Origin of the sequence: Bradyrhizobium sp. ISRA430 (assembly GCF_029909975.1) — a bacterium.
Classification (GTDB): Bacteria; Pseudomonadota; Alphaproteobacteria; order Rhizobiales; family Xanthobacteraceae; genus Bradyrhizobium.
In genome coordinates this window covers 8,479,656-8,503,137 of sequence record NZ_CP094516.1, presented here as the reverse complement: position 1 = coordinate 8,503,137, position 23,482 = coordinate 8,479,656, and the positions used below count along the sequence as shown (strand labels likewise).

Below are 23,482 nucleotides of genomic sequence, written 5' to 3'. Positions count from 1 at the left end.
TTTGTATCGCGGCTGGCGAGGCGCGGGCAAGACACCCCGGCGTGAGGAGTTTCGGCCGTCAGGCGACGAAGCGCGCCGGCTCCGCCTCGCCCCTGCCCGGCAACACCGCGCCGACCGCCCGGATGTTGTCGACGAAGGACCGCGCCGAGGCCTCCCAGGTGTGGTTGGCGGCGAATTCGACGCAGGCCTGCCGGGAAATGTCGAGCGCCGAAAGGCACGCGCCGCGCAGGTCGTGATCCAGCGCGCCGACCGGCGCATCGCCGATCACGTCGTGAGGCCCTTTCACCGGGAAGGCCGCGACCGGCAGCCCGCTCGCCAGCGCTTCCAAAAGGACCAGGCCGAACGTGTCGGTCTTGCTGGGAAACACGAAGACGTCGGCCGCAGCATAGATTTCCGCCAGCGCCTCGCCGTGCTTCTCGCCCAGAAAAATCGCCTCCGGATAGGCCTCTTCGAGCGACGCGCGCGCCGGGCCGTCGCCGACGATCACCTTGGTGCCAGGCAGGTCGAGCGCGAGGAAGGCCTCGAGATTCTTCTCCACCGCCACGCGGCCGACCGAGAGGAACACCGGCGCCGGCAGGCAGAGATCGATCGCGCGCGGGTGGAACAACCCGGTGTCCACGCCGCGCGGCCACAGCACGACATTGTCGAAGCCGCGCTCGCCGAGCTCACGGGCCAGCGCCGGCGTCGCCGCCATCACGGCGCTGCTCGCGCCATGAAAGCGGCGCAGCGCCCGCCAGATCAGGGAGCCCGGAACCGGCACCCTGGCGCGCACATATTCGGGAAAGCGGGTGTGGAAGCTGGTCGTGAACGGCAGCTTGCGCTGGCGGCAATAGCGGCGGACCATCAGGCCGATCGGCCCTTCCGTCGCGATATGGATGCTGTCGGGCCGAGCCTCCTCGATCAGCCTCGCGATTCTGGCCGGGCGCGGCACGGCGAGCCGCACGTCGCGATAGCTCGGCATGGCAAAGGTGCGGAACGATTGCGGTGTGAGGAACGCGAACTCGACGCCGAGCGCTTTGGCCGCATCGGCCAGCTTGGTCAGCGTCCGAACGACACCGTTGACTTGCGGGTGCCAAGCGTCGGTCGCGACCAGGATGCGCATCAGGCAGCTCTTGCGGCGACTTGGGGGACCTGCGCCGGCTTGTGCAACTGATCCGCCCAGGTGATAATCTCGAAATGGCCGTCGTCATGTTCGACGAGCGCCGTGCAGCTCTCGACCCAGTCACCGCAGTTCATGTAGCGGATGCCGGCCTCGTCGCGGATCACGGCATAGTGGATGTGACCGCAGATCACGCCGTCGGCCTCGTGCCGTCGCGCTTCGGCCGCGAGCGCCTGCTCGAACGCGCCGATGTAATTGACGGCCTTCTTGACCTTCTGCTTCGCCCATTGCGACAGCGACCAGTAGGGCACGCCAAGCATGCGGCGGAAGAAGTTGACGAAGCGATTCATCTGGATCGCGAAGTCGTAGGCCTTGTCGCCGAGATGGGCGAGCCAGCGCGCGTTCTGCACCACGAGGTCGAAGATGTCGCCGTGAATGACGAGATAGCGCTTGCCGTCGGGGCCGGTGTGGACGGTGTTTTCGACGACGTCGATGCCGCCGAAATGCGTGCCGTAATACTTCCGCAGGAACTCGTCGTGATTGCCTGGGATGTAGATGACCTTGGCACCCTTGCGCGCCTTGCGCAGCAGTTTCTGGACGAGGTCGTTATGCGATTGCGGCCAGTGCCAGCTCGACTTCAGCGCCCAGCCGTCGACGATGTCGCCGACGAGGTAGATGGTATCGGCATCATGGTAGCGCAGGAAATCCAGCAGAAGGTCGGCTTGCGAGCCGCGGGCTCCGAGATGGACGTCGGAGATGAACAACGTGCGAAAGCGCCGCTCCGGGCTTTCGTCACTCACATCGTAACTTCCCATGCGCCAGCCTGTAACAATGTCCCGTGACAGGGGGATGACCGATTGAACCCGTGAGGCACCCTCAGATACGAATCAAACTTCGCCTCGCCCTGTCAGCCGGATACCAGCCGCATGCGACAATCAGGCGACATGGTGCCGCACAGGTCTCCGCAAAATCCCGGGAACCCATAGGTTTATTGGCTTACGAAGGCGGACCGCAGCGCGTATCCCGGCCGCAATCGCAGCCGGGATCAATAGAACCGGTGGAAATGATGGATCGGCCCATGGCCGTGGCCGACGCTGAAGCGGTCGGCGGCCGCGATCGCCGCGCTGATCCAGGTCTTGGCATTGCGCACGGCCTGCGCGAGATCGTCGCCTTTGGCAAGACCGGCCGCAATCGCCGAGGACAGCGAGCAGCCGGTGCCATGAGTATTTTTGGTGGCAACGCGGGGTGCGGCGAGCGCGATCGTGTTTTCCGAATCGACGAGATAGTCGATGCTCTCGGCGCCCTCGCCGTGCCCGCCCTTGATCACCACCGCACGGCAACCGAGCGCCAGCAGGCGACGCCCCTGGCCCTCGATGTCGGTCTTGCTTGCCGCGACCGGCTCATCCAGGAGAGCGGCTGCCTCCGGCAGGTTGGGCGTGATCACCGATGCGAGCGGCATCAGCTTGGTGCGCAGGGCTTCGACGGCCTCGGTGGCGAGCAGGCGATCGCCGGAGGTTGCGACCATCACGGGATCAAGCACAACGTGCCGGGGCGTCCAGCGCGAGAGCGCGGCGGCGATCGCATCGATGCTCGCAGCCTGCGCCACCATGCCGATCTTCACCGCGCCGACGTCGAGATCGGAGAACACCGCGTCGATCTGCGCGGTGACGAAATCGGCCGGCACCGCATGGATGCCGGTGACGCCTTTGGTGTTCTGCGCCGTCAACGCCGTGATGGCGGAGGCGCCAAAGACACCAAGCGCGGCAAAGGTCTTCAGGTCCGCCTGAATGCCAGCGCCGCCGCTCGAATCGGAGCCGGCGATGGTCAGCGCAACGGGCGTCGTCATGCAGCGATTTTCCGCTTTTCGGAGGCCATGATTTGTCCTAGCGCGCATGCCGGGTAGCAAGCAAGCTTGCACCCGGGGGCAGCAAGTTCGCTTGCTAAATCGGCCCGGTTTTGGCCTATTAGCCGCTAGATCATGCCCTTCGGAGCAACCGCGATGGTTCCTTTTTTCGTCCAGATCAAATGCAAGCTTGGCCAGTCCTACACGGTCGCCAACGCGCTCGCCGAAGCCGAGATCGCCTCCGAGATCTACTCCACGGCCGGCGACTACGACCTCCTGGTGAAGTTCTACGTCGACAAGGACACTGACATCGGCCACTTCATCAACGAGAAGGTGCAGATCCTGCCGGGCATCCAGGACACCCACACCATCATCACCTTCAAGGCTTTCGGGAGCGGCTAGGGCTGGGGCGCTAGCCGCCCTCCTTGCGCTTCGGCGGCGTCGGTCCATCGACCGGCGGGAGCGACTTGACGTACTCGGCGATCGCCGCAAGATCGGCTTCCGACAATAGCGAGGTGTTCTTGATCACCCGCCTCATCGCGCCGCCGGCGCTGTCACCGTCGGGCAGTTCGCCGGTCTCCAGGAAATAGGCGATATCCTTCGCGCTCCAGTCGCCAAGGTGCTTCTGGGTGATGTTGGGAATCCAGCCCTCTCCTTCCGGATTGGGACCGCCGGCAAAGCGCTCTCCAGCGATGATGCCGCCGAGAACATTGCGCGGGCTGTGACATTCCGCGCAATGGCCAAAGCTGTTCACGAGATAGGCGCCGCGATTCCATTGCGCCGACTGCGCACCGTCAGGCGTGAAGGATTTTCCGTCCATGAACAGGAGCTTCCAGATGCCGACATTACGGCGGATGTCGAAGGGGAAGCGGATGTCATGGTCGCGCACCTTGCCCGCAACCGGCGGAAGTGTCTTCAAATAGGCGAAGAGATCGAGCACGTCCTCGCGCTTGGCATGCCGATAGGACGTGTAGGGGAAGGCCGGAAAATAATGTTGTCCGGCCGGCGACACCCCCTTCATGACAGCGTTGACGAAGTCTGCTTCGTTCCATCGTCCGATGCCATCGTTGGTATCGGGCGAGATGTTGGGCGCGTAGAACGTTCCGAAGGGTGAGCCGATCGCGACGCCGCCGCCGAGCCGCGTGCGGTCGGGCTGTTCGGGCACGGCATGGCATGAGGCGCAGCCACCGGCGTTGAACATCTCCTCGCCGTTCGCAAGGTTCGGCGTGTGAGCAGGTGCCGTGGTGACAAAGCCCACGGCCGGCGCGCTGAGCCACCAGTAGACCCCTGTTGTGGCAATCACTGCGAACAGCGCCACGGAAATTGTTCGTTGCAACATGCGGTCCATCCACGCGTTGTGTCGAAGCTAGGACCGCTGTCGCTGCAACTCCAGCCACGAAGAATTTAGCCCGTCCCCGCCGGAAACGGGAATAAACTGAAACGCAGGCTGTTGGAAGTTTGGCAAGCTAATGAGGCCACCAGGGAGAGTGCCATGAACAAGACCATCATCGCCGTGTTAGCGCTGGGCGCCGTCGCTTTTGCGGGGCCGGCCAGCGCCGAAAAGCTGAAAGCAACGCTCAGCGGCAAGTCCGAGGTGCCGGCCACGACCAGCAGCGGCACCGGGACGGCCGATCTCGACTACGATGCGGCCAGCAAGAAGCTGTCCTGGAAGGTCACCTATTCGGGCCTCTCCGGCCCCGCCACCGCCGCCCATTTCCACGGGCCGGCCGAGTCCGGCAAGAACGCTGGCGTCGCGGTCGCGATCCCCAACGCGACGTCGAGCCCGGTCGAAGGCAGCGCGACGCTCACCGACGCGCAGGCCGCCGATCTCCTCGCCGGCAAGCTCTACGTCAACATTCACACCGCGGCCAATCCGGGCGGCGAGATCCGCGGTCAGGTGACGAAGTAAGCGTTTCCATACACGTCGAGGACACAAGGCCGGGCGCTCATAGGGCGCCCGGCTTTTCGTAGGTGGTGCCTGAGCATCGTCATTGCGAGCGCAGCGAAGAAATCCTCGCTGCGCGACGCCCCGGAATGACGATTGGAGAAAGTGGCATGCTTGCCCCAACAACCGTCATTGCAATGATCACGCCGAACCAGCTTTGCGCGATGTCTCATGCCCTGACAACGTGCGCAGCCTGCGCTCACCTCCAATCGTGCTCATGCCGCGCTCAACGCCTGCGTGAGGTCCGCGATCAGGTCCGACGGATTTTCGATACCAATCGATAGCCGGATCGTGGAATCGAGAACGCCGATTTTTTGGCGGATGTCGGCGGGAACGCCGGAATGGGTCATGGTTGCAGGCAGGCTGGCGAGCGATTCGGTTCCTCCGAGGCTCACCGCCAGCTTGAAGATCTGCAGCGCGTTCAGGAATTTCACCGCCGCCGGCTGCCCGCCGACGATGTCGAATGAGAACGTCGATCCAGCTCCGAGGCATTGCCTTGCGAAGACACGTCCGGACGCCGACGCAGCTTCGTGATGACCGAGATAGTGGACCTTCGCCACCTTGGTGTGGTCGCGCAGGTAATCCGCCACAAGGCGCGCATTGCTGTCGGCTTTCTCCATGCGGATGCTCAAGGTCTCAAGGGAACGGCTGATCATCCAGCAGGAGTGCGGATCAAGCTGGGTGCCGATGGCGCCTCGCAGCGCCTTGATGTCTTTCATGATCGCCTTTGAGCCGAGCGCGGCACCCGCGATCAGGTCGGAATGACCACCGACATATTTGGTCAGCGAGTACAACGAGAGGTCCGCACCATGCTCGATCGGTCGCTGAAACACCGGCCCGAGCAAGGTGTTGTCGCACGCGATGATCGGCGCGTGCCCCTGGTTCTTGCCGATCGCGTCGGCGACGTGGCGGATCATGGCGATATCGACGAGGCCGTTGGTCGGGTTGGCCGGCGTTTCGATGAGGATCATCGCAATCCGGCCCTTTTGCGCGGCTGCCTCGGCGGCCTGCGCCACAGCCGCCTCATCTATGCCGTCGGCAAAGCCGACAGCGCTGATCGAGAGGCGTGCAAGCGTGTTGGCAAGCAGGGTTTCGGTCCCACCGTAAAGCGGCTGGGAGTGCAGGATGACGTCGCCCGGCCGGACGAAGGCGAGAATCGTCGTCGCAATGGCCGACATTCCGGACGAGAACAACGCGCAGCTCTCGGCGCGCTCGTAGACCGAGAGCCTGTCCTCGACGATTTCGCTGTTGGGGTGATTGAAGCGCGAATAGACGAGGCCGGCGCCCATTCCCTCCGGCGGCTCGCGCCGACCGGCGACGAAATCGAAAAAATCCTGTCCGTCCTCGGCGGTCCTGAACACGAAGGTCGAGGTCAGGAACACCGGCGGCTTGATCGCACCTTCCGAGAGCTGCGGATCGTAGCCGTAGGTCAGCATCAACGTTTCGGGATGCAGCATGTGGTTGCCGATGTGGGTCTTCGACGGAAACGGTTTTGCCATGGCCTGTCTCGCTGTTCGTGATTCAGATCCTCGCCGTACGTTGGAACTCTGCGGGCGAAGCAATCAGGGTTCGGATGCGCCGGCATCCGACGAATCTCATCAACGCTGCGGCGGCTGCACTTGAGGATAGCTCATACGCTGCGCTCTGACACCGACTCCGAACTGAGAACCGCGGCGGTGCCCGAGTACAATTGAACAACGCAAGCCGGAAAGCGGTGCAGATTTCACCTCCGGGCGCCGTTCGAGCCCAAATGCCGCCGGTGCCATACCTTTGACGCGCCGCCTGCAAACATCCCTGATTCCGTCCCCCCATTTTCGTGTTGCCGCCACAAACAGCGCTCACGACTGCGTGACCGCGTATGGGGAGAAAAAAATGCGCGCACATAGAACATGGAAGGTCGCGGGGGCCAAACATCACCACGCAACTATCGAGCAACTTCAGCTCGATCTGGCAGCGTTCAACCGGTGCATCGACGTGCTGGAAAAAGCCGACGTCAATCCTCAGGACATAGAGGTGCTGACGACGCATGCGCTGACGCTCGCCGAAGAGATCGATGAGGTGCGCTGGTCGAACCCCGCAAAGGCGTTGGGGTGGCTACTCGACAATGAGACCCGCACGCCTGCCGCTCGGAAAGTTTCGGGACCCGGCTGAGCAATTATTCTCGCCGCGCGATACCAGGACGCTCCCGAAAAGCAGGATGCGCGAGCCGGCTACTTTAGTTTCACGCGGTACGTCTCGTGGCAGTCGGTGCAGCGATCATTGATGCTGGTGTAGGCGGCCTTCAGCGTCGCCAGATTGTGGACCTTGCCCTTGACGTCAGCGATCGCCTTCTGCACCGGCGGGATCTTGGAATCGAAGTCGGCCTTGTTCTGCCAGACCTTCTGCGAGGCGCCGTAGGTCGCGTTCACCACGTCCTGCTTGGGATTGACCTCGAAGGTCTTGGCGATCTTGGCGACGTCGGCCTCGAGGTTCGTCAGCGCCTCGTCGACGGCCTTCTGATTGTAGGGGATTTCGCGCTTCGTCATCTTCTGGATGACCGTGTATAGGCTCTTGGCCTGCGAGCGCATCAAATTGTCCTGCTGAACGGCAATCTCCTGCTGCGCCATCACGGCGCCCGCACCCAGCAACAGGGTGCCCGCGACAATCATCGTCCGTTTCATTGGCTCGTTTCTCCGGCCCGCAGAGGTTTACGGAAAGCAGCGTCCACCGCACCGGGGGTAGCGCGGTCCATCACGAATAGAACCCCGCGCAGGGCGTTTATTCCCGCGCGGGATGATCATGATTTAGAGGCTGTGACGGCGACGGTGCTCGTTGATCGCAATCCACACGCGCTCCGGGGTCGCCGGCATATCGATGTGGTCGATCTTGTATTCGCGCCAGAGACCGTCGACGATCGCATTAACGACGGCGGGACAAGAGCCGATCGCGCCGGCTTCGCCCGCGCCCTTCACGCCCATCGGGTTGGTCTTGCAGGGGACGTTGTGGGTCTCGAACACGAAGGGCGGACCGTCCGCCGCCCGCGGCACCGCATAGTCCATGAAGGTGGCGGTGATGAGCTGGCCGTCACCTGCGCCATAGACAACCTGCTCCATCAGGGCCTGGCCGATGCCCTGCATGGCGCCACCATGCACCTGCCCCGCCAGCAGCAGCGGATTGAGCGTCTTGCCGAAATCATCGACGATCACGTAGTTGACGATCTTGATGATGCCGGTGGCCGGATCGATCTCGACTTCCGCCAGATGCGTGCCGTTGGGATAGGTGCCGTCGGCGCTGGCGAAGGTCGCGCTGCCGTTCATCTTCGATGGATCAACACCCGGCCGCTTGGCGAGATCGGCGAAGGAGATCGAGCGGTCGGTGCCGGCGATACGGATTGCGCCGCCCGAAATCTCGAGGTCGCCGGCGCTTGCCTCCAGCGCCTGCGCCGCGATCTCCTTCAGCTTTTTGCCCAGATCCCCCGTGGCCCGCTCCACACAGACGCCGCCAGTCGGGATCGAGGCCGAGCCGCCAGTGCCGAGCCCGGTCGCGATCTCGTCGGTGTCGCCTTGGTGGATATGGACGCGCTCCGGCGGCAGGCCGAACTGCTCGGCAACGATTTGGGCGTAAGCCGTCTGGTGGCCCTGCCCGCTCGACTGCGTGCCGATCAGGACGGTGACGTCGCCGTTGGGGTCGAGTCTGACGTTCGCAGTCTCTTCTCCCATCACGCCGCAGATCTCGACATAGCTCGCGAAGCCAATGCCGCGGATCAGGCCCTGCTTCTTGGCCGCCTTGGCACGCTTGGGAAACTCCTTCCACTCCGCGATCTCCATCGCGCGCTTCAGATGCGCGGCGAAGTCGCCGGAATCGTAGACCTTGCCGGTCGCAGTCTTGTAAGGAAGCGCCTTCGGCTGGATGAAGTTCTTGCGACGGATCGCGTCCGGCGTCATGTCGAGCTTGCGCGCGCAGGCATCGACGAGACGCTCGATGACGTAGGCGGCCTCGGGCCGCCCCGCTCCGCGATAGGCATCAACCGGGACGCTGTTGGTGAAGATGGTGCGCACCCGGCAGTGGAAGGCCTGGATGTCGTAGAGGCCCGGCAGCATGCCGGCACCGCCATGGGGAATGTAGGGCCCGAAGGTCGACAGATACGCGCCCATGTCGCCCATCAGGTCGCAATCCATCGCGAGGAATTTGCCGTCCTCGGCAAGCGCCATCTTCGCGGTGGTTACATTGTCGCGGCCCTGCGCATCGCCGATGAAATGCTCGGAGCGGTCCGCCGCCCACTTCACGGCCTTCTTCAGCTTTCGCGCGGCGACCGCCATCAGGGCATATTCGCGGTACGGAAACAGTTTCGTGCCGAAGCCGCCGCCGACGTCGGGGCAGATCACCCGCATCTTGTCGGTCGGGATATTGAGCACATTCTGGCAGAGGATGTCGCGCAGGCGGTGGCTGCCCTGGCTGCCCACCGTCAACGTCAGATGATCGCGCTTGGCGTCGTATTCGCAAACGGCCGCGCGCGTCTCCATGAAGTTCGCGACCACGCGCGGATTGACGATGGAGATTTCGGCGACCGTATGCGCCTTGGCGAACGCAGCTTCGGTCGCCGCCTTGTCGCCGATCGAGACATCGAACAGCACGTTACCGGGCTTGTCCGGCCAGACCTGAGGCGCGTCCTTCTTCACGGCGTTGACGACGCCGGTCACCGCCGGCAGCGGCGTCCACTTGACCTCGATCGCTTCGATTGCATCACGAGCCTGGTCGATGGTCTCGGCCACGACGAACGCGATGGAATCGCCGACATGGCGCACCTCGTCCTTGGCGAGGATCGGGTAAGGCGGGCCGGTGAACGGATCGGTCTCTAGATTGAACAGGCACGGCAGATTGCCGAGATCCTTGACGTCATCGGCGGTCAGGATCAGCGCGACGCCGGGCAGCGTGCGGGCGCGGCTCACATCAATGGTGTATTTGGCATGCGCGTGCGGCGAGCGCAGCATCAAGGCACGGAGGGCTGCCTGCGGCGCATAATCGTCGGTGTAGCGGCCCTTGCCGCGGATCAGCGCATCGTCCTCTTTGCGCAGCACGCTTTGGCCAACGCCGAACTTGATGGGGGCAGCCATTTTCTCTCCATGTCCTCATGGTTGTTTTGCCGGCATATTGCAGCGGATCGGCGGGCAGCGCAAACGGCTTGACGATAAAAACTAGCTGCGCACCAGGGAGACCAGCCAGCCCCGGCCGAACAGCACCAGGATGCAGAGGCCGTAGATGACGGTGCCGGTGACGATCAGCAGGGCCAGCGTCATCTCGTCGCGGAAGCTTGGCATGGTCAAGACATAGGCCGCGCCAAAGCGTGCGGTCAGCCACAGGCCGGCTGCAAGGATCAGCCCGGCCAGGACGAACTTGGCCAGCGAAGAGGTCAGCGCTCTGTCGATCTCCAGATAGCCTCGCCGCACTGCGAAAGCGAACAGCAGCAGCAGATTGGTCCACTGGCCGGCGGCGGTCGCCAGCGCAAGCCCGATTTGAGCAAGCGCTCCCATCAGCGCAATTTTCAAGGCGACATTGATCGCTACGCCATTCAGCATGGCCCGGACTGGTGTCGCTGTATCCTTGCGGGCATAGAAAGTTGCTACTGCGCTGCGGATCATCACGAATGGGATTAGACCCACGGCGTAAGCCGCCAAGGTTGCGGCGGCGGCCGCGGCATCGGCCTTGGAGAAGGCCCCGCGCGCAAACATCGCGCGCACGATCACATCGGGCACGGTCATGAAGGCAGCCACGAACGGCACGGAGAACAGCAGCGTGAAATCGAAGGCGCGGCGCTGCGCTTTCATTGCGCCGTCGTGGTCATTGGCCGTGATCCGCCGCGACATCTCCGGCAGCAGCACCGTGCCGATGGCGATGCCGATGACGCCGATCGGCAACTGGTTGAGACGGTCGGCGTAATAGAGCGCCGACAGCGCACCAGCCGGCAGGAAGGTCGCGATGATAGTGTCGGCGAACAGGGCAACCTGGGTGCCCATCGAACCCAGCGTGGCGGGTCCAAGCGCCTTGAAGAAGCCGCGGACGTCTTCATCGAGCTTGAGCGGCGCAAAGCGCGGCAGGCCGCCATGGCGCCCGAGATCCCCCGCGAGTAAGAAGTACTGCAGGAAGCCCGAAATCAGCACGCCCCAGGCGGCGGCGTGGCCCGCGCTGGGAAACCAGGCGGCCAGTGCCAGCGTCATCATCATCGTGACGTTGAGGAAGATCGAGGCGGCTGCGGCACTGGCAAAGCGCTGCATCACGTTGAGCATGCCGCCATAGAGCGTCACCAGCGTGATCAGCAAGAGATAGGGAAAGGTGATCCGGGTCAGCTCGATTGCGAGGCGTCGCTGCTCGGCGTCCTCGGTGAAACCGGGCGCCAGAATGCTCATGGCCTGCGGCATGAATAGCCAGGCGACGACCAGGAGCAGAACCTGCGAGGCCAGAAGCAGCGTGAAGATGCGGTCGGCGAACAGTCTTGCGGCCGCCTCCCCGCGCTCGCCATGGACGTGGGCATAGGCCGGCACCCAGGCGGCGTTGAAGGCGCCCTCGGCGAAGATCGCGCGGAAATGATTGGGCAGGCGGAGTGCCACGAAGAAGGCGTCGGCCACGGGGCCAGCGCCCAGGATCGCCGCGAGCATGATGTCGCGGGCAAACCCCGTCAGCCGCGAGAGCAGCGTATATCCGCCAACCGTGAAAATCCGCCCGAGCATCCGCTCCTTCTAAAGGAAGAGCCGGCTCCGCAAAATGGCGAAATCAGGTTGAAAGCGCGCCGCGCACGGCGGCGATGATTCGCTCCTGGGCGGCCTCGTCCAGATAGGCGTGCATCGGCAGGCTGATGACGTCCTGCGACAGGCTCTCGCAACCCGGCAGCCCGCCCTCTGCGACCGGATACTGCTTGTAGGCCGTCTGCTGATGCATCGACTTCCCATAATAGATCGCGGTCGGCACGCCCTGGGCCTTCAGCGCGGCGGCAAAGCCGTCGCGATCGGTGCCCTTAGGCAGGCGGATGGTGTATTGCGCCCAGATCGAGGTGCAGCCGGGCGCAAGGCGCGGCACGGTCACAACGTTGCCGAGCCCCCGCGCGTAGCGCTCGGCGACCTTGTTGCGGGCGGCGATCTCGTCGTCGAAAATCTTCAGCTTCTCGATCAGGATCGCAGCTTGCATGGTGTCGAGCCGACCAGTCAGGCCGAGCCGGACATTGTCGTATTTGTCCACACCCTGCCCATGCACGCGGATGCTGCGCAGCGTGGCGGCGAGTTCGTCGTCATCGGTGAAGATAGCGCCTCCGTCACCGAAGCAGCCGAGCGGCTTTGCCGGGAAGAAGCTTGTTGTGGTCGCGTGTGCCAGCGTGCCGAGCTTGCGGCCCTTGTAGCTCGCGCCAAAACCCTGTGCGGCGTCATCGAGCACGAAGAGGCCTTCGGCCTTCGCGATCTCGGCGATGGCGTCGTGATCGGCAGGCTGCCCGAACAGATCGACCGGAATGATCGCCGCAGGCTTGAGGCCGGCCTTCCGCGCGGTCACAATGCCGCGCTTCAAGGACTCAGGGCTCATGTTGAAGGTCGCTTCGTCCACGTCGACATAGATCGGCGTAGCGCCAGTCCGCGCCGCCGGCGAAGCGGTTGCGATGAAGGTGAACGAGGGGCACAGCACGGCATCGCCGGGCCCGACCTTCTCCGCCATCAGCACCATCAGAATCGCATCCGTGCCGCTGGCGCAGCTCACGACATGCTTGGCACCGCAATAGGCCGCAAGCTGCGCCTCGAGTTCGGTGACCTCGGGTCCGTTGACGAACTGGCAATGGGTGAGAACCCGGCCAACCGCATCGTCGATGGCCGAGCCAAGCCTGCGGCGCTGCGCGGCAATGTCGATGAACGGGATGGGATCGGAACGCAAATGCTGGTTCATGGCGCCTTGCCGATTTTCCTGCAAGTTTTGAGCGGTCGACATGTGAGAGGGATCAGCCGGCAACGCGGCGCGGCGCCTTGCGGACGGGCGAAGCGGCCGCGGGCCGCGACGGCGCTTCCAGGCACTGCGTGGCGATCTCGAGGCTAGCGACGCCCTCATCGCCGGTCACCGCCGGCGTCTCGCCGTGGCGCACGGCATTGAGGAACGCGATCAGCTCGGCGCGCAGCGGCTCGTCATGGCCGACCGGGAGATGTCGCATCGAATAGCTGCCGTCCGGTTTGAAGCCGAAGCACTCGGTGACCTGGCGTGTCAAGAGATCGCCCATCACGTATTTGCCGCGGGTCGCGACCGTGACGCTGCGCGCCTTGAAGGGCGTCAGCCAGTTGGTGTTGATGTGGGCCAGCACGCCCGAGGCGGTGCGAAACTGGAGTAGCGCGATGTCCTCGCGCTCGGCGACCGCGCTCGACAATTGCGGCTGCACCTCGACGATGTCGGATTCGGTGAACCAGCGGATCAGGTCGATGTCGTGCACGGCAAGATCGATGACCACGCCGACATTGGACATGCGCGGCGGGAACGGTCCGACGCGCGTGATCGCAATCGACAGGATGTCCTCGCCGGCGATCGCCTGCTTGACGGCAGCCACCGCCGGATTGAAGCGCTCGACATGACCGACCATCAGCGTGACGCCGGCCTTTTGCGCAGCGGCGACGATCTCGCGCCCCTCCTCCACCGTGGATGCAATCGGCTTCTCGACCAGCACGTGGACGTTCTTCGCGATCAAAGCGAGCGCGATCTCGTGATGCAGATGGGTCGGCGCCGCCACGGTGACGGCATCGACGCCTTCGGCGACGAGCTGATCGAGCGTCTCGAAGCACTGACAATTGGTCAGCTCGGTCGCGCGCACCCGGTGCGCCGGCGAGGGGTCGACGACGCCGACCAGGCTGACGCCGGGAAGTCCGGCGAGCACCCGCGCATGGTTGCTGCCCATCACGCCCGCGCCAATGACGCCGACGCGCAAGCCGGCCTTCGCCGGTGCAGAGCCTTTGGAACTCATCTGATCGAACCCCGATTCAATGCAAATCCCCGTGCCTCTCCTAGCACGGGCGCCACATTTGTGGCGAACGCCGAGATAGCGATCCGGACACGATTTGATTCAAAAAATTACACGTTCCCCGGGCCTTAGCGGCGAAAGATGCCGCCTTTTCGGCCCGGGTCGCGTGATTCGGAGCGTGCTGGTTACGACCTTTGATAGTCGTCTTCAATCCGGATGATGTCGTCTTCCCCGAGATAGCTCCCGGTCTGGACCTCGATCAGCTCGAGCATGATTTTGCCCGGGTTTTCCATGCGATGGACGGCCCCCATCGGGATGTAGATCGACTCGTTCTCGTGCACAGTCTTGACATCGTCATTGACCGTCACCCGGGCGGCGCCGCGGACCACGATCCAGTGCTCGGCACGATGGTGGTGCTTCTGGAGCGACAGCCGCCCGCCCGGCTTCACCACGATGCGCTTGACCTGGTGGCGCTCGCCATTGTCGACGGACTGATAGCTGCCCCAGGGCCGGTGCACCTTGAGATGCTCCTCGGTGACCTTCGGCGCGACCGTCTTGATCTTCGTGACCAGGCGCTTCAGCCCGTTGGCATCCTTCTGGCGCGAGACCAGGACCGCATCCGCCGTCGCCACCACGACGAGGTCATCGACGCCTTCGAGCGCGACCAGCGCAGAATCGGTCGTGACGTTGCAATTGCGGGAATCCTCGAACACGACGGTGCCGTGCGCGGCATTGCCCTGCGTATCCTTCTCCGACAGCTCCCATACCGCGTGCCAGGAGCCGACGTCGGACCAGCCGCAGGATACCGGCACCACTGCGGCGCGCGCGGTCTTTTCCATCACGGCGTAGTCGATCGAGATTGCCTTCGCGGAAGCAAACGCCTTCGGCTCGAGCGTCACGAAGCCGAGATCGCGGCCCGCATCGGCGACGGCATCGGAGACTGCCTGCACGCTCGTCGCGTCGACCTTGCGATATTCGTCGAGCAGCACGGCGGCCGGGAACATGAAGTTGCCGCTGTTCCAGAGGTAACCCGAATTGACGTAGTCGGCCGCCTTCACCGCGTCGGGCTTCTCGACGAATCTTGCAACCGCGTTCACCTGGCCGGAGATTGCCTCGCCCGGGCTGATATAGCCGTATTCGGTCGCCGGCCGCTCCGGCTTGACGCCGAACGTCACGATGCGTCCGGCTTCGGCAGCAGTGAGACCTTCGCGACACGCAGCGACGAAGGCGGCGTTGTCGCGCACCACATGGTCAGCGGCGAGTGCGAGCACGATCGCGTCATTGGAGCGGCCTTGCGCAAAGACAGCGCCCGCGGCGATGGCGGGACCGGAGTCGCGCCGCATCGGCTCGAGGAGCACGTCGGCCTCGATGCCGATCTCCGCGAGCTGCTCCAGCACCATGAAGCGGTAGGACGCGCTGGTAATCACGATCGGACGATCGAACAGCGATTCATCCGAGACGCGCAACAGCGTGTCCTGGAAGGTCGAGCGCGCGCCGAACAGCGGCAGGAACTGTTTGGGGCGCACCTCGCGCGAGGCCGGCCACAGCCGCGTACCGGCGCCACCACACATGATCAGGGGGATAATTCGCTTGTCCATCGTCATCTCAAACCTTGAAGTAGTCGCGATACCACGCGACAAAGTTGCGGACCCCGTGCTCGAGCGGCGTCGATGGCGCAAACCCGGTGTCGCGCATCAAATCCCCGATATCGGCGAACGTCTCGAGCACATCTCCCGGCTGCATCGGCAGCAGATCCTTCATCGCTGTTCGACCCAGCTCGCGCTCCAGAAGACCGACGACATGCATCAGCTCCTCAGGGCGGTGATTGCCAACATTGTAGACGCGAGACGGCGCATTTGCGGCAGCCGGATTATCCCCGGGCACCCGATCGATGAGCTTGGACACTACACGGGTGACGTCGTCAATATAGGTGAAGTCGCGACGCATCCTGCCACGGTTAAAGAGCTGGATCGGCCTGCCCTCGATGATGGCATTCACAAACAGAAACATGGCCATATCGGGCCGGCCCCACGGACCGTATATGGTAAAGAAGCGCAGGCCCGTGACCGGCAGCCGGTAGAGATGGCTGTAAGACTGTGCGATCAACTCGTTGGCTCTCTTGGTCGCAGCGTAGAGGCTAATGGGGTGATCGGTGCGATCCGCCACGGCGAACGGCAGTTTTGTATTGGCGCCGTAAACGGAGGATGACGAAGCGTAGACGAGATGACGACAACCGTTGTTCCGGCAGCCCTCGAGCACGTTCAGAAATCCCTCAAGATTGGAGTCGACGTAAGCGTGAGGATGGTCGATCGAATAGCGCACGCCGGCCTGGGCCGCGAGATGCACGACCGTCACGAACCGGTGTTCCGCGAACAGCGCCGCGATCGCCTCCCGATCCACAAGATCGGCCTGCACGAAGGAGAAGCCGCGATCGCCCCGCAGAAGCTCCAGGCGTGCCCGTTTCAGCGCCGGATCGTAATAGCTGTTGAGATTGTCCAGCCCGACGACCGGACGGCCTTCGGCCAGGAGCTGCCGGGCGACGTGAAAGCCGATAAAGCCGGCGGCGCCCGTGACCAAAATTGCCTGATCCGTCATCCTGTTCCCAAGGCATGCGTCGCCGCGCCCACACCGCGGGCCTCTTTAGCCGCTGCGTCGAGGGGGTCGCAATAGCCTCGACGCTCTCATGAGAGCTCTCTCATAACGGCTATTGCAAGATCGGCGCCAAAACCATACCAAAGCGGCCAAATTCGGCGCCTCGCGTCGGGTGACCTCAACCATCGCAAACCCTGTTCATGCGGGCGAAATGCGCCGAATCCTGCTGTCGACGGCTAAAATCCTGATTTCCGCGGCGCTGCTTTATCTGGCGCTGCGCAAGGTCAACCCGTCCGAGCTGTTTTCGCGCTTCACCTTGAGCAGCCTGTTCTGGATCGGCATGGCCATCGCGGTCACGTTTCTGCAGATCTTTGTCGGCGTGCTGCGCTGGCGCGAGATCAGCGCCGAGTGCGGCGCGCCGCTCGGGCTCGGCCGGGCCATGCGCTACAACGTGATCGGCGCATTCTTCAACCAGACCCTGCCCTCCGCGATCGGCGGCGACGCGGTCCGGCTCTGGCTCGTCGCGCGTGCCGGCGCCGGCTGGCGTGCGGCGACCTATTCGATTTTCGTCGATCGCGCGATCGGGCTGGTTGCGCTCGCGATCCTCATCGTCGCGAGCCTGCCGTGGAGCTACAGTCTCATCACCGATCCGAATGGGCGTTCGGCGCTGCTGCTGCTCGACCTCGCCGCACTCGCGGGCGGCGTCGGCTTTTTGATCTTCGGTGCGTTGAAATGGTCGTGGCTCAAGAGCTGGTGGGCCACGCATCACATCCACGCTTGCGCCGTAATCGCGAACCGCGTGATCTTCAACCGCACACGGGGCCCACGTGTCGCGATCCTGTCGCTCGTCATTCACGTGCTGGCGGTCGTGATCGCCTGGTGCGTGGTGCAGTCGATCGCCGCGCCGGTCAATTTCGGCCAGGTCTTTCTGCTCATTCCGCCGGTCATGCTGATCACGTTGATGCCGATATCGATCGCCGGCTGGGGCGTCCGCGAGGCGACCATGGGCCTGGCTTTCGGCTTCGCCGGCCTCGCCGCCAATGAGGGCGTCAATGTCTCGCTGCTGTTCGGCGCCGTCTCGTTCATCGTCGGCGCGTTCGGCGGGCTGGTCTGGATCTTCAGCGCCGAGAAGGCAGCGCAAGGATCGGCCCCGATCGAGGTGCCGGAGTGACGATTTTCGTCGCCGGTCCGCAAAATGCGTTGGGGCTGATGCTGCTCGCCCTCGCATTGGCCGCACTGCTTTCTGCCTGTATCACCTGGCGGAGCATGCCGCTGCTGCAGCGCTACGCGCTGGCCCGGCCAAACGCACGCTCCTCGCATCGGATCCCGACGCCGCAGGGCGCGGGTATCGCGGTCGTCGCGGCCACTCTGCTGGTCGCTGCGCTCTGGGCCGCCTGGACCCATGCCGCGATTCCCTTGCCCCTGATCGGCGCCACTGTGCTGGTCGCACTGGTCGGGCTTGTCGATGACATCAAGCCGCTGCCGGTCATCGTACGGCTCTCGTTACAGGCTGCCGCCGTGACCACCATCGTGTTCTCGGCACCGGAGACGCTGCGCATCGTGCCCGCCCTGCCGCTGGCTTTTGAACGCGTCCTTATCGTCATCGCCGGCGTCTGGTTCGTGAACCTCGTCAATTTCATGGACGGTCTCGACCTGATGACGGTGTCCGAGGTGGTGCCGACGACGGCCGCGCTCGGGCTGCTCGGATGGTTTGGCGACCTCTCTCCGTCCACCGGACTGCTCGCGACGGCCCTTTGCGGCGCCATGCTCGGCTTTGCGCCCTTCAATCGCCCGATCGCCAAGGTCTTTCTCGGCGATGTCGGCAGCCTGCCGATTGGACTATTGCTCGGCTGGTGCCTGCTGGAGCTCGCCTGGCGGGGCCAGATCGCCGCGGCGCTGCTGCTGCCCGGGTACTATCTCGCGGATGCCACCATAACGCTGTTTCAGCGCATCGCGCGGCGCGAGCCGTTCTGGTCGGCACATCGCACGCATTTCTATCAGCGCGCCACCGACAATGGCTTCAAGGTCCCTCGGGTTGTCGGCGACGTGTTCGCGCTCAACCTCGTGCTCGCGCTGCTCGCCATCGTCACGGTCCGCGCCGGCTCGATCGCGATCACGACGCTCGCGCTCGTCGCAGGAGCGATTGCGATCGGCATCGTCCTGCGGCGCTTCTCCCGCCCTCAGGCGGCCTGAGACGACAGCGCGAGCTGCAGGCCCTCATCGAGAGTGTCTTGCCGAAAGACTGCTGTGGTCAGGCGGCGGTCGAGCCGAATTCCGGAACCGCATCCTTCAGAATGGTCCTGATGGTGGCCCGATCATCCCGCGCGATCGCATGCTCGAGCGCCGCGATCCATTTGCGCAAGACCTGCATCGGCGGCTGGTTCGGCTGTGCGGCCATGATGCCGGCGATACCGATCTCAGCCGGCGGCTCCTCGGAGGCGAACAGGATCTCGTGCAAGCGCTCGCCCGGCCGCATCCCCGTGAACACGATATCGATGTCGTGGCCGGGCTGCAGGCCGGACAGGCGGATCATGCGCTCCGCAAGATCGACGATCTTGACCGGCTGGCCCATGTTGAGCACGTAGACGGAGACATCCGAACCCTGCGTGCCGAGCGCGTGCGTCGCCGCCGTGATGACGAGATCGCAAGCCTCGCGAATGGTCATGAAGTAGCGGACCATGTCGGGATGCGTCACTGTCACCGGGCCGCCGGCCTCGATCTGGGCCTTGAATTTCGGCACCACCGAGCCGTTCGACGCCAGCACATTGCCGAACCGGACCGAGATCAGCCGCATCGGCGGCTTGGCGGTGCCGGCCTGAACTGCGAGGTCGTGATCGAGCGCCTGACAGTACATTTCCGCGAAGCGCTTGGTCAGGCCGAGCATCGACACCGGCTCGATCGCCTTGTCGGTCGAGATCATCACCATGGCTTCGGCGCCTGCGGCCAACGCAGCGTCGGCCACATTGATCGAGCCAAAGATATTCGTCTTGACCCCCTCGCTCCAGTCGCGCTCGAGGATCGGCACATGCTTGAGCGCAGCGGCGTGGAACACGATGTCCGGCTTGAACTCGGCTATCACGCGCATGATCCGCTCGCGGTCGCGGATGTCGGCGATCCGGCCCTCGATCGCGGCAGCGGCGCCCTGTGCTGCGAGCGCTTCCGTGACCGCGTAGAGCGCCGGCTCGGAATGTTCGATGATGAGAAGACGCGCCGCGCCGAAGGCGACGAGGCGCTCGCAGATTTCGGCCCCGATCGAGCCGCCGCCACCGGTGACGATCACCGCCTTGCCACTGATCAGGGCTTCGAGGCGCGCATAGTCGATCTTCTCGCTCGGCCGCAACAGTAGGTCCTCGACCGCAACTGCGGTGAGCCGCGGCGTGTCGCCGCTCTCGAGCGACGGCATGCGATTGACGATCATGCCGAGCTTGCGTGCCCGCATCAGGATCGACTCCGGATGAGCCTCGGGCTCGAAGGCGGACGGTGTCATGATGACGCGGGCGATTGCCTTGTTGCGCTTGGCGAAGTCGCTGTTGATATCCTCGAGATCGTCAAGGCCGCCCAGCACCGGCACATTGCGGATGGTCTGGCCACGGTCCGCGTGCGACGGCGACAACACGCCGACCGGCCAGAGGCGCTTGATGGCACCGCTCTCGATGCCGCGCAGAAGCACCTCGGCATCCGCGGCGCGGCCGATCAGAAGCGTCGGTGCGGCATCGTCGATCCGGGCGTGGCGGCGCACGCGGGTATAGCGAAAATAGCGATAGGTCAGGCGCAGCGCGCTGAGGAAGGAAATTTCAAGGAACCAGTAAAGGACGATCGTCACCTTGCCGAGAAAGAAGGCACCGCGGACGTTGGGGGCCACGAAGATATAATCGAGAACCACAAGCGCCACCGTCAGCACGGTTGCGACGCGGATGATGTTCAGCGCGTCGGGCAGCGAGATGAAGCGCCACTTCGTGTCGGTCAGGTTGAAGATGAAGAATACGACTACGCTGAAGGCGAGGAAGTAGGGCAGGATCTGGAATAGCAACGGCAGGCGGTGGAAGAAGCCCTCGTGGCCCTCGAATCGCAGATAGAAGGCGACGAACAGCGCCGCCGTGGTCGCCAGGAGGTCGTGGAGCGCGATGAGGAGTTTGCGCAAGGTGAGATGCGAAAGACGCGTCATCCGCCGACCGATGAATATCCGTGTTTGATGCAACCTGACCCGTGGTGATAGCCCATCTCGGCAAGACTTGCCAGCATGAGACTTGCCAGCACAAGATTAGCCAGCAGCGTGGCGGCTCAGGAACCTGCTTCTTTCACCTTCGGCGCGTCGCGCCGCGCTCCTAAGACTATGCCGCCGGCAACGCCGACGCCGAGGACGTACATCCAGCCCTCGTGAAAGTCGAACAGATGGGAGTTGAACAACGAGGTGAAGATATTCTGCACCACGACCAATAGTCCGATCCAGTTGGCAAGTCCATCGCCGCGAAACAGGAGAAGATGGAGAATCCACGTCGTGTAGAGAATGACAATGCCGATAACGCCCCACTGCACGGCGACATTCAGCGTCTGGTTGTGGGGGTTGCCGATCACCTCGCCGGAGGCCTTGTCGCTGCCTCCGATCGCGACCTGTTCGAATAGTCCGCGCGTCGCACCGGTGCCGTGGCCCTTGATCGGGGCCTCCGCGAAGAAGCCGAGGGATTTCCGCCAAAATTCGAGCCGCAGCCCGAGCGAGGTCGGCGCCCCCCTCTCCTTGTAGAGTTCATAGTCGCTCGAGAATCTGTCGACCGTCCCGCGCAACTGCGGCGAGACCTGCCAGGCGAGCAGCGCGACGGCAAGCAGGCCGGCGGCGATGAGCAGGATGCTGCGCCACCTTAAGTGCAGCAGCGCGAACACCGCGAACATGATCGGAACCGTGACCAGCGCCGTGCGCGACACCACCACGAAGGCCATGTTGGCGAAGAAGCTGATCGCAAGCGCGGTGAGCAGCCCGGCGAGCCAGTACCGTTTCTCGCGCAGCAGCATCACGACCGGATAGGCGAGCGCGACCGCGCATAGCGTGAATTCCTGGCCCTGGTCGATGTGATTCTTGACGATGATGCCGCGCTCGATGCCGCCCGGCTTGATCGTGAGGTTCGGGTAGAAGGCGGCCAGCCAGGACGCCACCGCCAAAAGTGCGCAGGAGACGAGGAAGGCGATGAACACCCAGTGTCCACGCGACGAGCGCTCGAAATGGTAGAGCAGGATCGGAAGCACGAGCAGCTTGACGGTGGGATTGACCGCATAGAGCCGCGCGCCCCAGGCCGCATCCGACCACAGCGTCCCCAGCAGCGCGAGCAAGAAAAGCGCGATCGGCGCCGCGCAGATCGGACGCTTCAGGTGTTGCAGGAATGCCTTGAGATCGAGAAACGGCACCATGCAGACGAGCATCAAGGCATTGAAGATGCCAACAAGCGACGTCGACCAGGGCAGCGAGGCCGCAGTCAGGACCGCAAGCACGTCGACCGTCTCGCTCCAGGCCGCCGGACTGCGCAAACGCCGCAGCAGCAGCGCGCCCGTCGATTCCTTCGCGAGCGTCGTCACTTCCCCCCTCCCCGCGCACGATGAACCAGCGCGGTCGTGCTGAAGCCCTTGAGGATGTCGACCAGCACGACCGTGCCGCCCGCGGCCTCCACGACCTCATAGCCAACTACCTGCTCGCGGGTGTAGTCGCCGCCCTTTACCAGCACGCTAGGCTTGATCCGGGTGATCAGGTCGATCGGCGTGTCCTCCTCGAAGATGACGACGAGATCGACGGCTTCCAGCGCCGCCAGCACCTCGGCGCGCGCACGCTCGTCCTGGACCGGGCGATCGGCGCCCTTCAGCCGCCGCACCGAGGCGTCGCTGTTGAGGCCCACGATCAGCCGATCGCAGGCTGCGCGCGCCGCCGTCAGCACCTTGACGTGGCCGGGATGCAGGATATCGAAACAGCCATTGGTGAAGCCGACGCGCTGTCCCTGCCTGCGCCATTCGACAAGCTGCGCGTCCAGCGCATCGGCCTCCAGAACGATCTTCTCCTCGGCCGCGAGATAGGCATGCGGCAGGATCTTTCGCCGCAGCTCGGCTGTGCTCACGCTGGCCGTGCCCTGCTTGCCGACGGCAACGGCGGCCGCTGCATTGGCCATCCGCAGGGCCGTGTCCCAGTCCGCACCCGCCGCAAGCGACACCGCGAGCGCCGCGGCGACGGTGTCGCCGGCGCCGGAGACATCACGCACCTTCACGGGGAAAGCCGGCACATGCACCGCCTCGCCGTTGCGCGGCACCAGCGTCATGCCGTGCTCTCCTTGCGTGACGAGGATCGCCTCGCAATCGGCGAGCCGCATCAAGTCCTCGGTGGCATCGACGATGCTCTGCGTGGTGTCGGCGCGGCTGCGGGTGGCTTCGGAAAACTCTTTACGATTGGGCGTGAGCAGCGTGGCGCCACGATAGATCGCCCAGTTCAGGCTCTTGGGATCGACGATCACGGGCTTGCCGAGCTTTCGCGCGGCATCGATCACGTGGCGGATCACGCGCGCGGTCAGGACGCCCTTGGCATAGTCGGAGAGCAGCACGATGTCGGCGTGGGAAACGTGCGGCAGGATCGCCTCGATCAGCTTGGTCTCGACCGCGTCGGAGGCCGGCAGCCCCTGCTCCCAATCCGCACGCAGCATGTGCGTTGAGAAATGTTCGGAGACGAAGCGGACCTTTCGCGTGGTCGGCCGCGACGGATCGCACACCAGCACGCTGTCGATGCCGGCCTGATCGTCAAGCGCGGCCGCCAGCCGCCTGCCAGCGTCGTCATCGCCGACGAGACCGACGAAGATGCAGCGACCGCCGAGGGAGGCGACGTTGCGTGCGACATTGCCGGCGCCGCCGATATGGATCTCGCTGCGCTGCGCGGCGATCACCGGCGCCGGGGCTTCCGGCGAGATCCGCGACACCTCGCCATAGACGAACTCGTCCAGCATGACATCGCCGATGCACAGCACGGTACGGCGCGCGATGTCTTGCGCGAGGGCATCGAAGTCCAGAATGGGCGTCGGCATGGTC

The 23,482-nt window shown here is 64.2% G+C and carries 20 protein-coding genes; 5 read left to right on the top strand and 15 right to left on the bottom strand.

Going from position 1 to position 23,482, the window contains the following annotated elements:
* Positions 1 to 58: 58 nt before the first annotated feature.
* The 3 genes from MTX21_RS39770 to thiD all read right to left on the bottom strand — a co-directional run bounded on the left by MTX21_RS39770 (position 59) and on the right by thiD (position 2,945).
* The gene (locus MTX21_RS39770) at positions 59 to 1,102 is read right to left on the bottom strand and encodes a glycosyltransferase family 1 protein (protein ID WP_280969866.1); all 1,044 of its coding nucleotides are present in this window, start codon (positions 1,100 to 1,102) and stop codon (positions 59 to 61) included.
* The gene (locus MTX21_RS39765) at positions 1,102 to 1,914 is read right to left on the bottom strand and encodes a UDP-2,3-diacylglucosamine diphosphatase (protein WP_280969865.1); all 813 of its coding nucleotides are present in this window, start codon (positions 1,912 to 1,914) and stop codon (positions 1,102 to 1,104) included. The genes MTX21_RS39770 and MTX21_RS39765 overlap by 1 nt, the downstream gene beginning before the upstream one ends.
* Positions 1,915 to 2,144: 230 nt before the next feature.
* Entirely contained in the window at positions 2,145 to 2,945 is an 801-nt protein-coding gene (gene thiD / locus MTX21_RS39760; protein WP_280969864.1) for a bifunctional hydroxymethylpyrimidine kinase/phosphomethylpyrimidine kinase, read from the bottom strand.
* A gap of 153 nt (positions 2,946 to 3,098) precedes the next feature.
* On the opposite strand from thiD, the gene MTX21_RS39755 reads away from it, so the two are divergent.
* The gene (locus MTX21_RS39755; RefSeq protein ID WP_280969863.1) at positions 3,099 to 3,344 is read left to right on the top strand and encodes an Lrp/AsnC ligand binding domain-containing protein; all 246 of its coding nucleotides are present in this window, start codon (positions 3,099 to 3,101) and stop codon (positions 3,342 to 3,344) included.
* 10 nt (positions 3,345 to 3,354) lie between these two features.
* On the opposite strand, the gene MTX21_RS39750 is transcribed toward MTX21_RS39755, so the two are convergent.
* Positions 3,355 to 4,281, bottom strand: coding sequence for a cytochrome c (locus MTX21_RS39750; RefSeq protein WP_280969862.1), 927 nt, complete (start codon positions 4,279 to 4,281; stop codon positions 3,355 to 3,357).
* Positions 4,282 to 4,434: 153 nt separating this feature from the next.
* Between MTX21_RS39750 and MTX21_RS39745 the strand changes: the two genes are divergently transcribed.
* A complete protein-coding gene (locus MTX21_RS39745; protein ID WP_280969861.1) occupies positions 4,435 to 4,851 on the top strand; it encodes a CHRD domain-containing protein in 417 nt (138 codons plus the stop codon).
* Positions 4,852 to 5,102: 251 nt separating this feature from the next.
* Here the strand turns inward: MTX21_RS39745 and MTX21_RS39740 are convergent, their stop codons facing one another.
* The gene (locus MTX21_RS39740; RefSeq protein WP_280969860.1) at positions 5,103 to 6,386 is read right to left on the bottom strand and encodes a cystathionine gamma-synthase family protein; all 1,284 of its coding nucleotides are present in this window, start codon (positions 6,384 to 6,386) and stop codon (positions 5,103 to 5,105) included.
* Positions 6,387 to 6,657: 271 nt separating this feature from the next.
* Here MTX21_RS39740 and MTX21_RS39735 point away from each other — a divergent pair, with 271 nt between their 5' ends.
* On the top strand, positions 6,658 to 7,038 hold the full coding sequence (locus MTX21_RS39735; RefSeq protein ID WP_280969859.1) for a hypothetical protein: 381 nt from the start codon (positions 6,658 to 6,660) through the stop codon (positions 7,036 to 7,038).
* A gap of 59 nt (positions 7,039 to 7,097) precedes the next feature.
* Here MTX21_RS39735 and MTX21_RS39730 read toward each other — a convergent pair whose 3' ends face one another.
* From MTX21_RS39730 to MTX21_RS39700, 7 genes are all read right to left on the bottom strand, one after another.
* Positions 7,098 to 7,547 carry a cytochrome c gene (locus MTX21_RS39730; RefSeq protein WP_280969858.1) on the bottom strand — a complete coding sequence of 150 codons (450 nt, stop codon included), beginning with the start codon at positions 7,545 to 7,547 and terminating at the stop codon, positions 7,098 to 7,100.
* A gap of 123 nt (positions 7,548 to 7,670) precedes the next feature.
* A complete protein-coding gene (locus tag MTX21_RS39725; protein WP_280969857.1) occupies positions 7,671 to 9,980 on the bottom strand; it encodes a xanthine dehydrogenase family protein molybdopterin-binding subunit in 2,310 nt (769 codons plus the stop codon).
* A gap of 81 nt (positions 9,981 to 10,061) precedes the next feature.
* Positions 10,062 to 11,591: a murein biosynthesis integral membrane protein MurJ gene (gene murJ / locus MTX21_RS39720; RefSeq protein WP_280969856.1), complete on the bottom strand. Its 1,530-nt coding sequence runs from the start codon at positions 11,589 to 11,591 to the stop codon at positions 10,062 to 10,064.
* A gap of 43 nt (positions 11,592 to 11,634) precedes the next feature.
* The gene (locus MTX21_RS39715; protein WP_280969855.1) at positions 11,635 to 12,786 is read right to left on the bottom strand and encodes a DegT/DnrJ/EryC1/StrS family aminotransferase; all 1,152 of its coding nucleotides are present in this window, start codon (positions 12,784 to 12,786) and stop codon (positions 11,635 to 11,637) included.
* A gap of 52 nt (positions 12,787 to 12,838) precedes the next feature.
* Positions 12,839 to 13,843, bottom strand: coding sequence for a Gfo/Idh/MocA family oxidoreductase (locus MTX21_RS39710; RefSeq protein ID WP_280969854.1), 1,005 nt, complete (start codon positions 13,841 to 13,843; stop codon positions 12,839 to 12,841).
* A 182-nt stretch (positions 13,844 to 14,025) separates the two neighbouring features.
* Positions 14,026 to 15,438, bottom strand: coding sequence for a mannose-1-phosphate guanylyltransferase/mannose-6-phosphate isomerase (locus MTX21_RS39705; protein ID WP_280969853.1), 1,413 nt, complete (start codon positions 15,436 to 15,438; stop codon positions 14,026 to 14,028).
* A 7-nt stretch (positions 15,439 to 15,445) separates the two neighbouring features.
* Positions 15,446 to 16,435, bottom strand: coding sequence for an NAD-dependent epimerase (locus MTX21_RS39700; RefSeq protein WP_280969852.1), 990 nt, complete (start codon positions 16,433 to 16,435; stop codon positions 15,446 to 15,448).
* A 208-nt stretch (positions 16,436 to 16,643) separates the two neighbouring features.
* On the opposite strand from MTX21_RS39700, the gene MTX21_RS39695 reads away from it, so the two are divergent.
* Both MTX21_RS39695 and MTX21_RS39690 read left to right on the top strand, forming a co-directional pair.
* Positions 16,644 to 17,603: a lysylphosphatidylglycerol synthase transmembrane domain-containing protein gene (locus MTX21_RS39695; RefSeq protein ID WP_280969851.1), complete on the top strand. Its 960-nt coding sequence runs from the start codon at positions 16,644 to 16,646 to the stop codon at positions 17,601 to 17,603.
* 38 nt (positions 17,604 to 17,641) lie between these two features.
* Positions 17,642 to 18,625 (top strand): glycosyltransferase family 4 protein, encoded by a 984-nt coding sequence (locus MTX21_RS39690; RefSeq protein WP_280970932.1) that lies wholly within the window; start codon positions 17,642 to 17,644, stop codon positions 18,623 to 18,625.
* A 58-nt stretch (positions 18,626 to 18,683) separates the two neighbouring features.
* Here the strand turns inward: MTX21_RS39690 and MTX21_RS39685 are convergent, their stop codons facing one another.
* From MTX21_RS39685 to rfaE1, 3 genes are all read right to left on the bottom strand, one after another.
* The gene (locus MTX21_RS39685) at positions 18,684 to 20,597 is read right to left on the bottom strand and encodes a nucleoside-diphosphate sugar epimerase/dehydratase (protein WP_280969850.1); all 1,914 of its coding nucleotides are present in this window, start codon (positions 20,595 to 20,597) and stop codon (positions 18,684 to 18,686) included.
* A gap of 116 nt (positions 20,598 to 20,713) precedes the next feature.
* Positions 20,714 to 21,997, bottom strand: coding sequence for an O-antigen ligase family protein (locus tag MTX21_RS39680; protein ID WP_280969849.1), 1,284 nt, complete (start codon positions 21,995 to 21,997; stop codon positions 20,714 to 20,716).
* Positions 21,994 to 23,478, bottom strand: coding sequence for a D-glycero-beta-D-manno-heptose-7-phosphate kinase (gene rfaE1 / locus MTX21_RS39675; protein WP_280969848.1), 1,485 nt, complete (start codon positions 23,476 to 23,478; stop codon positions 21,994 to 21,996). The genes MTX21_RS39680 and rfaE1 overlap by 4 nt, the downstream gene beginning before the upstream one ends.
* Positions 23,479 to 23,482: the final 4 nt, after the last annotated feature.

Coding starts and splice junctions, on each gene's coding strand:
- rfaE1 (WP_280969848.1), bottom strand. CDS start 23,478: ATGCCGACGCCCATTCTGGACTTCGATGCCCTCGCGCAAGACATCGCG.
- MTX21_RS39770 (WP_280969866.1), bottom strand. CDS start 1,102: ATGCGCATCCTGGTCGCGACCGACGCTTGGCACCCGCAAGTCAACGGT.
- MTX21_RS39750 (WP_280969862.1), bottom strand. CDS start 4,281: ATGTTGCAACGAACAATTTCCGTGGCGCTGTTCGCAGTGATTGCCACA.
- MTX21_RS39745 (WP_280969861.1), top strand. CDS start 4,435: ATGAACAAGACCATCATCGCCGTGTTAGCGCTGGGCGCCGTCGCTTTT.
- thiD (WP_280969864.1), bottom strand. CDS start 2,945: ATGACGACGCCCGTTGCGCTGACCATCGCCGGCTCCGATTCGAGCGGC.
- MTX21_RS39690 (WP_280970932.1), top strand. CDS start 17,642: ATGCTGCTCGCCCTCGCATTGGCCGCACTGCTTTCTGCCTGTATCACC.
- MTX21_RS39685 (WP_280969850.1), bottom strand. CDS start 20,597: ATGACGCGTCTTTCGCATCTCACCTTGCGCAAACTCCTCATCGCGCTC.
- MTX21_RS39730 (WP_280969858.1), bottom strand. CDS start 7,547: ATGAAACGGACGATGATTGTCGCGGGCACCCTGTTGCTGGGTGCGGGC.
- MTX21_RS39705 (WP_280969853.1), bottom strand. CDS start 15,438: ATGGACAAGCGAATTATCCCCCTGATCATGTGTGGTGGCGCCGGTACG.
- MTX21_RS39700 (WP_280969852.1), bottom strand. CDS start 16,435: ATGACGGATCAGGCAATTTTGGTCACGGGCGCCGCCGGCTTTATCGGC.
- MTX21_RS39695 (WP_280969851.1), top strand. CDS start 16,644: ATGCGCCGAATCCTGCTGTCGACGGCTAAAATCCTGATTTCCGCGGCG.
- MTX21_RS39710 (WP_280969854.1), bottom strand. CDS start 13,843: ATGAGTTCCAAAGGCTCTGCACCGGCGAAGGCCGGCTTGCGCGTCGGC.
- MTX21_RS39725 (WP_280969857.1), bottom strand. CDS start 9,980: ATGGCTGCCCCCATCAAGTTCGGCGTTGGCCAAAGCGTGCTGCGCAAA.
- MTX21_RS39715 (WP_280969855.1), bottom strand. CDS start 12,786: ATGAACCAGCATTTGCGTTCCGATCCCATCCCGTTCATCGACATTGCC.
- MTX21_RS39755 (WP_280969863.1), top strand. CDS start 3,099: ATGGTTCCTTTTTTCGTCCAGATCAAATGCAAGCTTGGCCAGTCCTAC.
- murJ (WP_280969856.1), bottom strand. CDS start 11,591: ATGCTCGGGCGGATTTTCACGGTTGGCGGATATACGCTGCTCTCGCGG.
- MTX21_RS39740 (WP_280969860.1), bottom strand. CDS start 6,386: ATGGCAAAACCGTTTCCGTCGAAGACCCACATCGGCAACCACATGCTG.
- MTX21_RS39765 (WP_280969865.1), bottom strand. CDS start 1,914: ATGGGAAGTTACGATGTGAGTGACGAAAGCCCGGAGCGGCGCTTTCGC.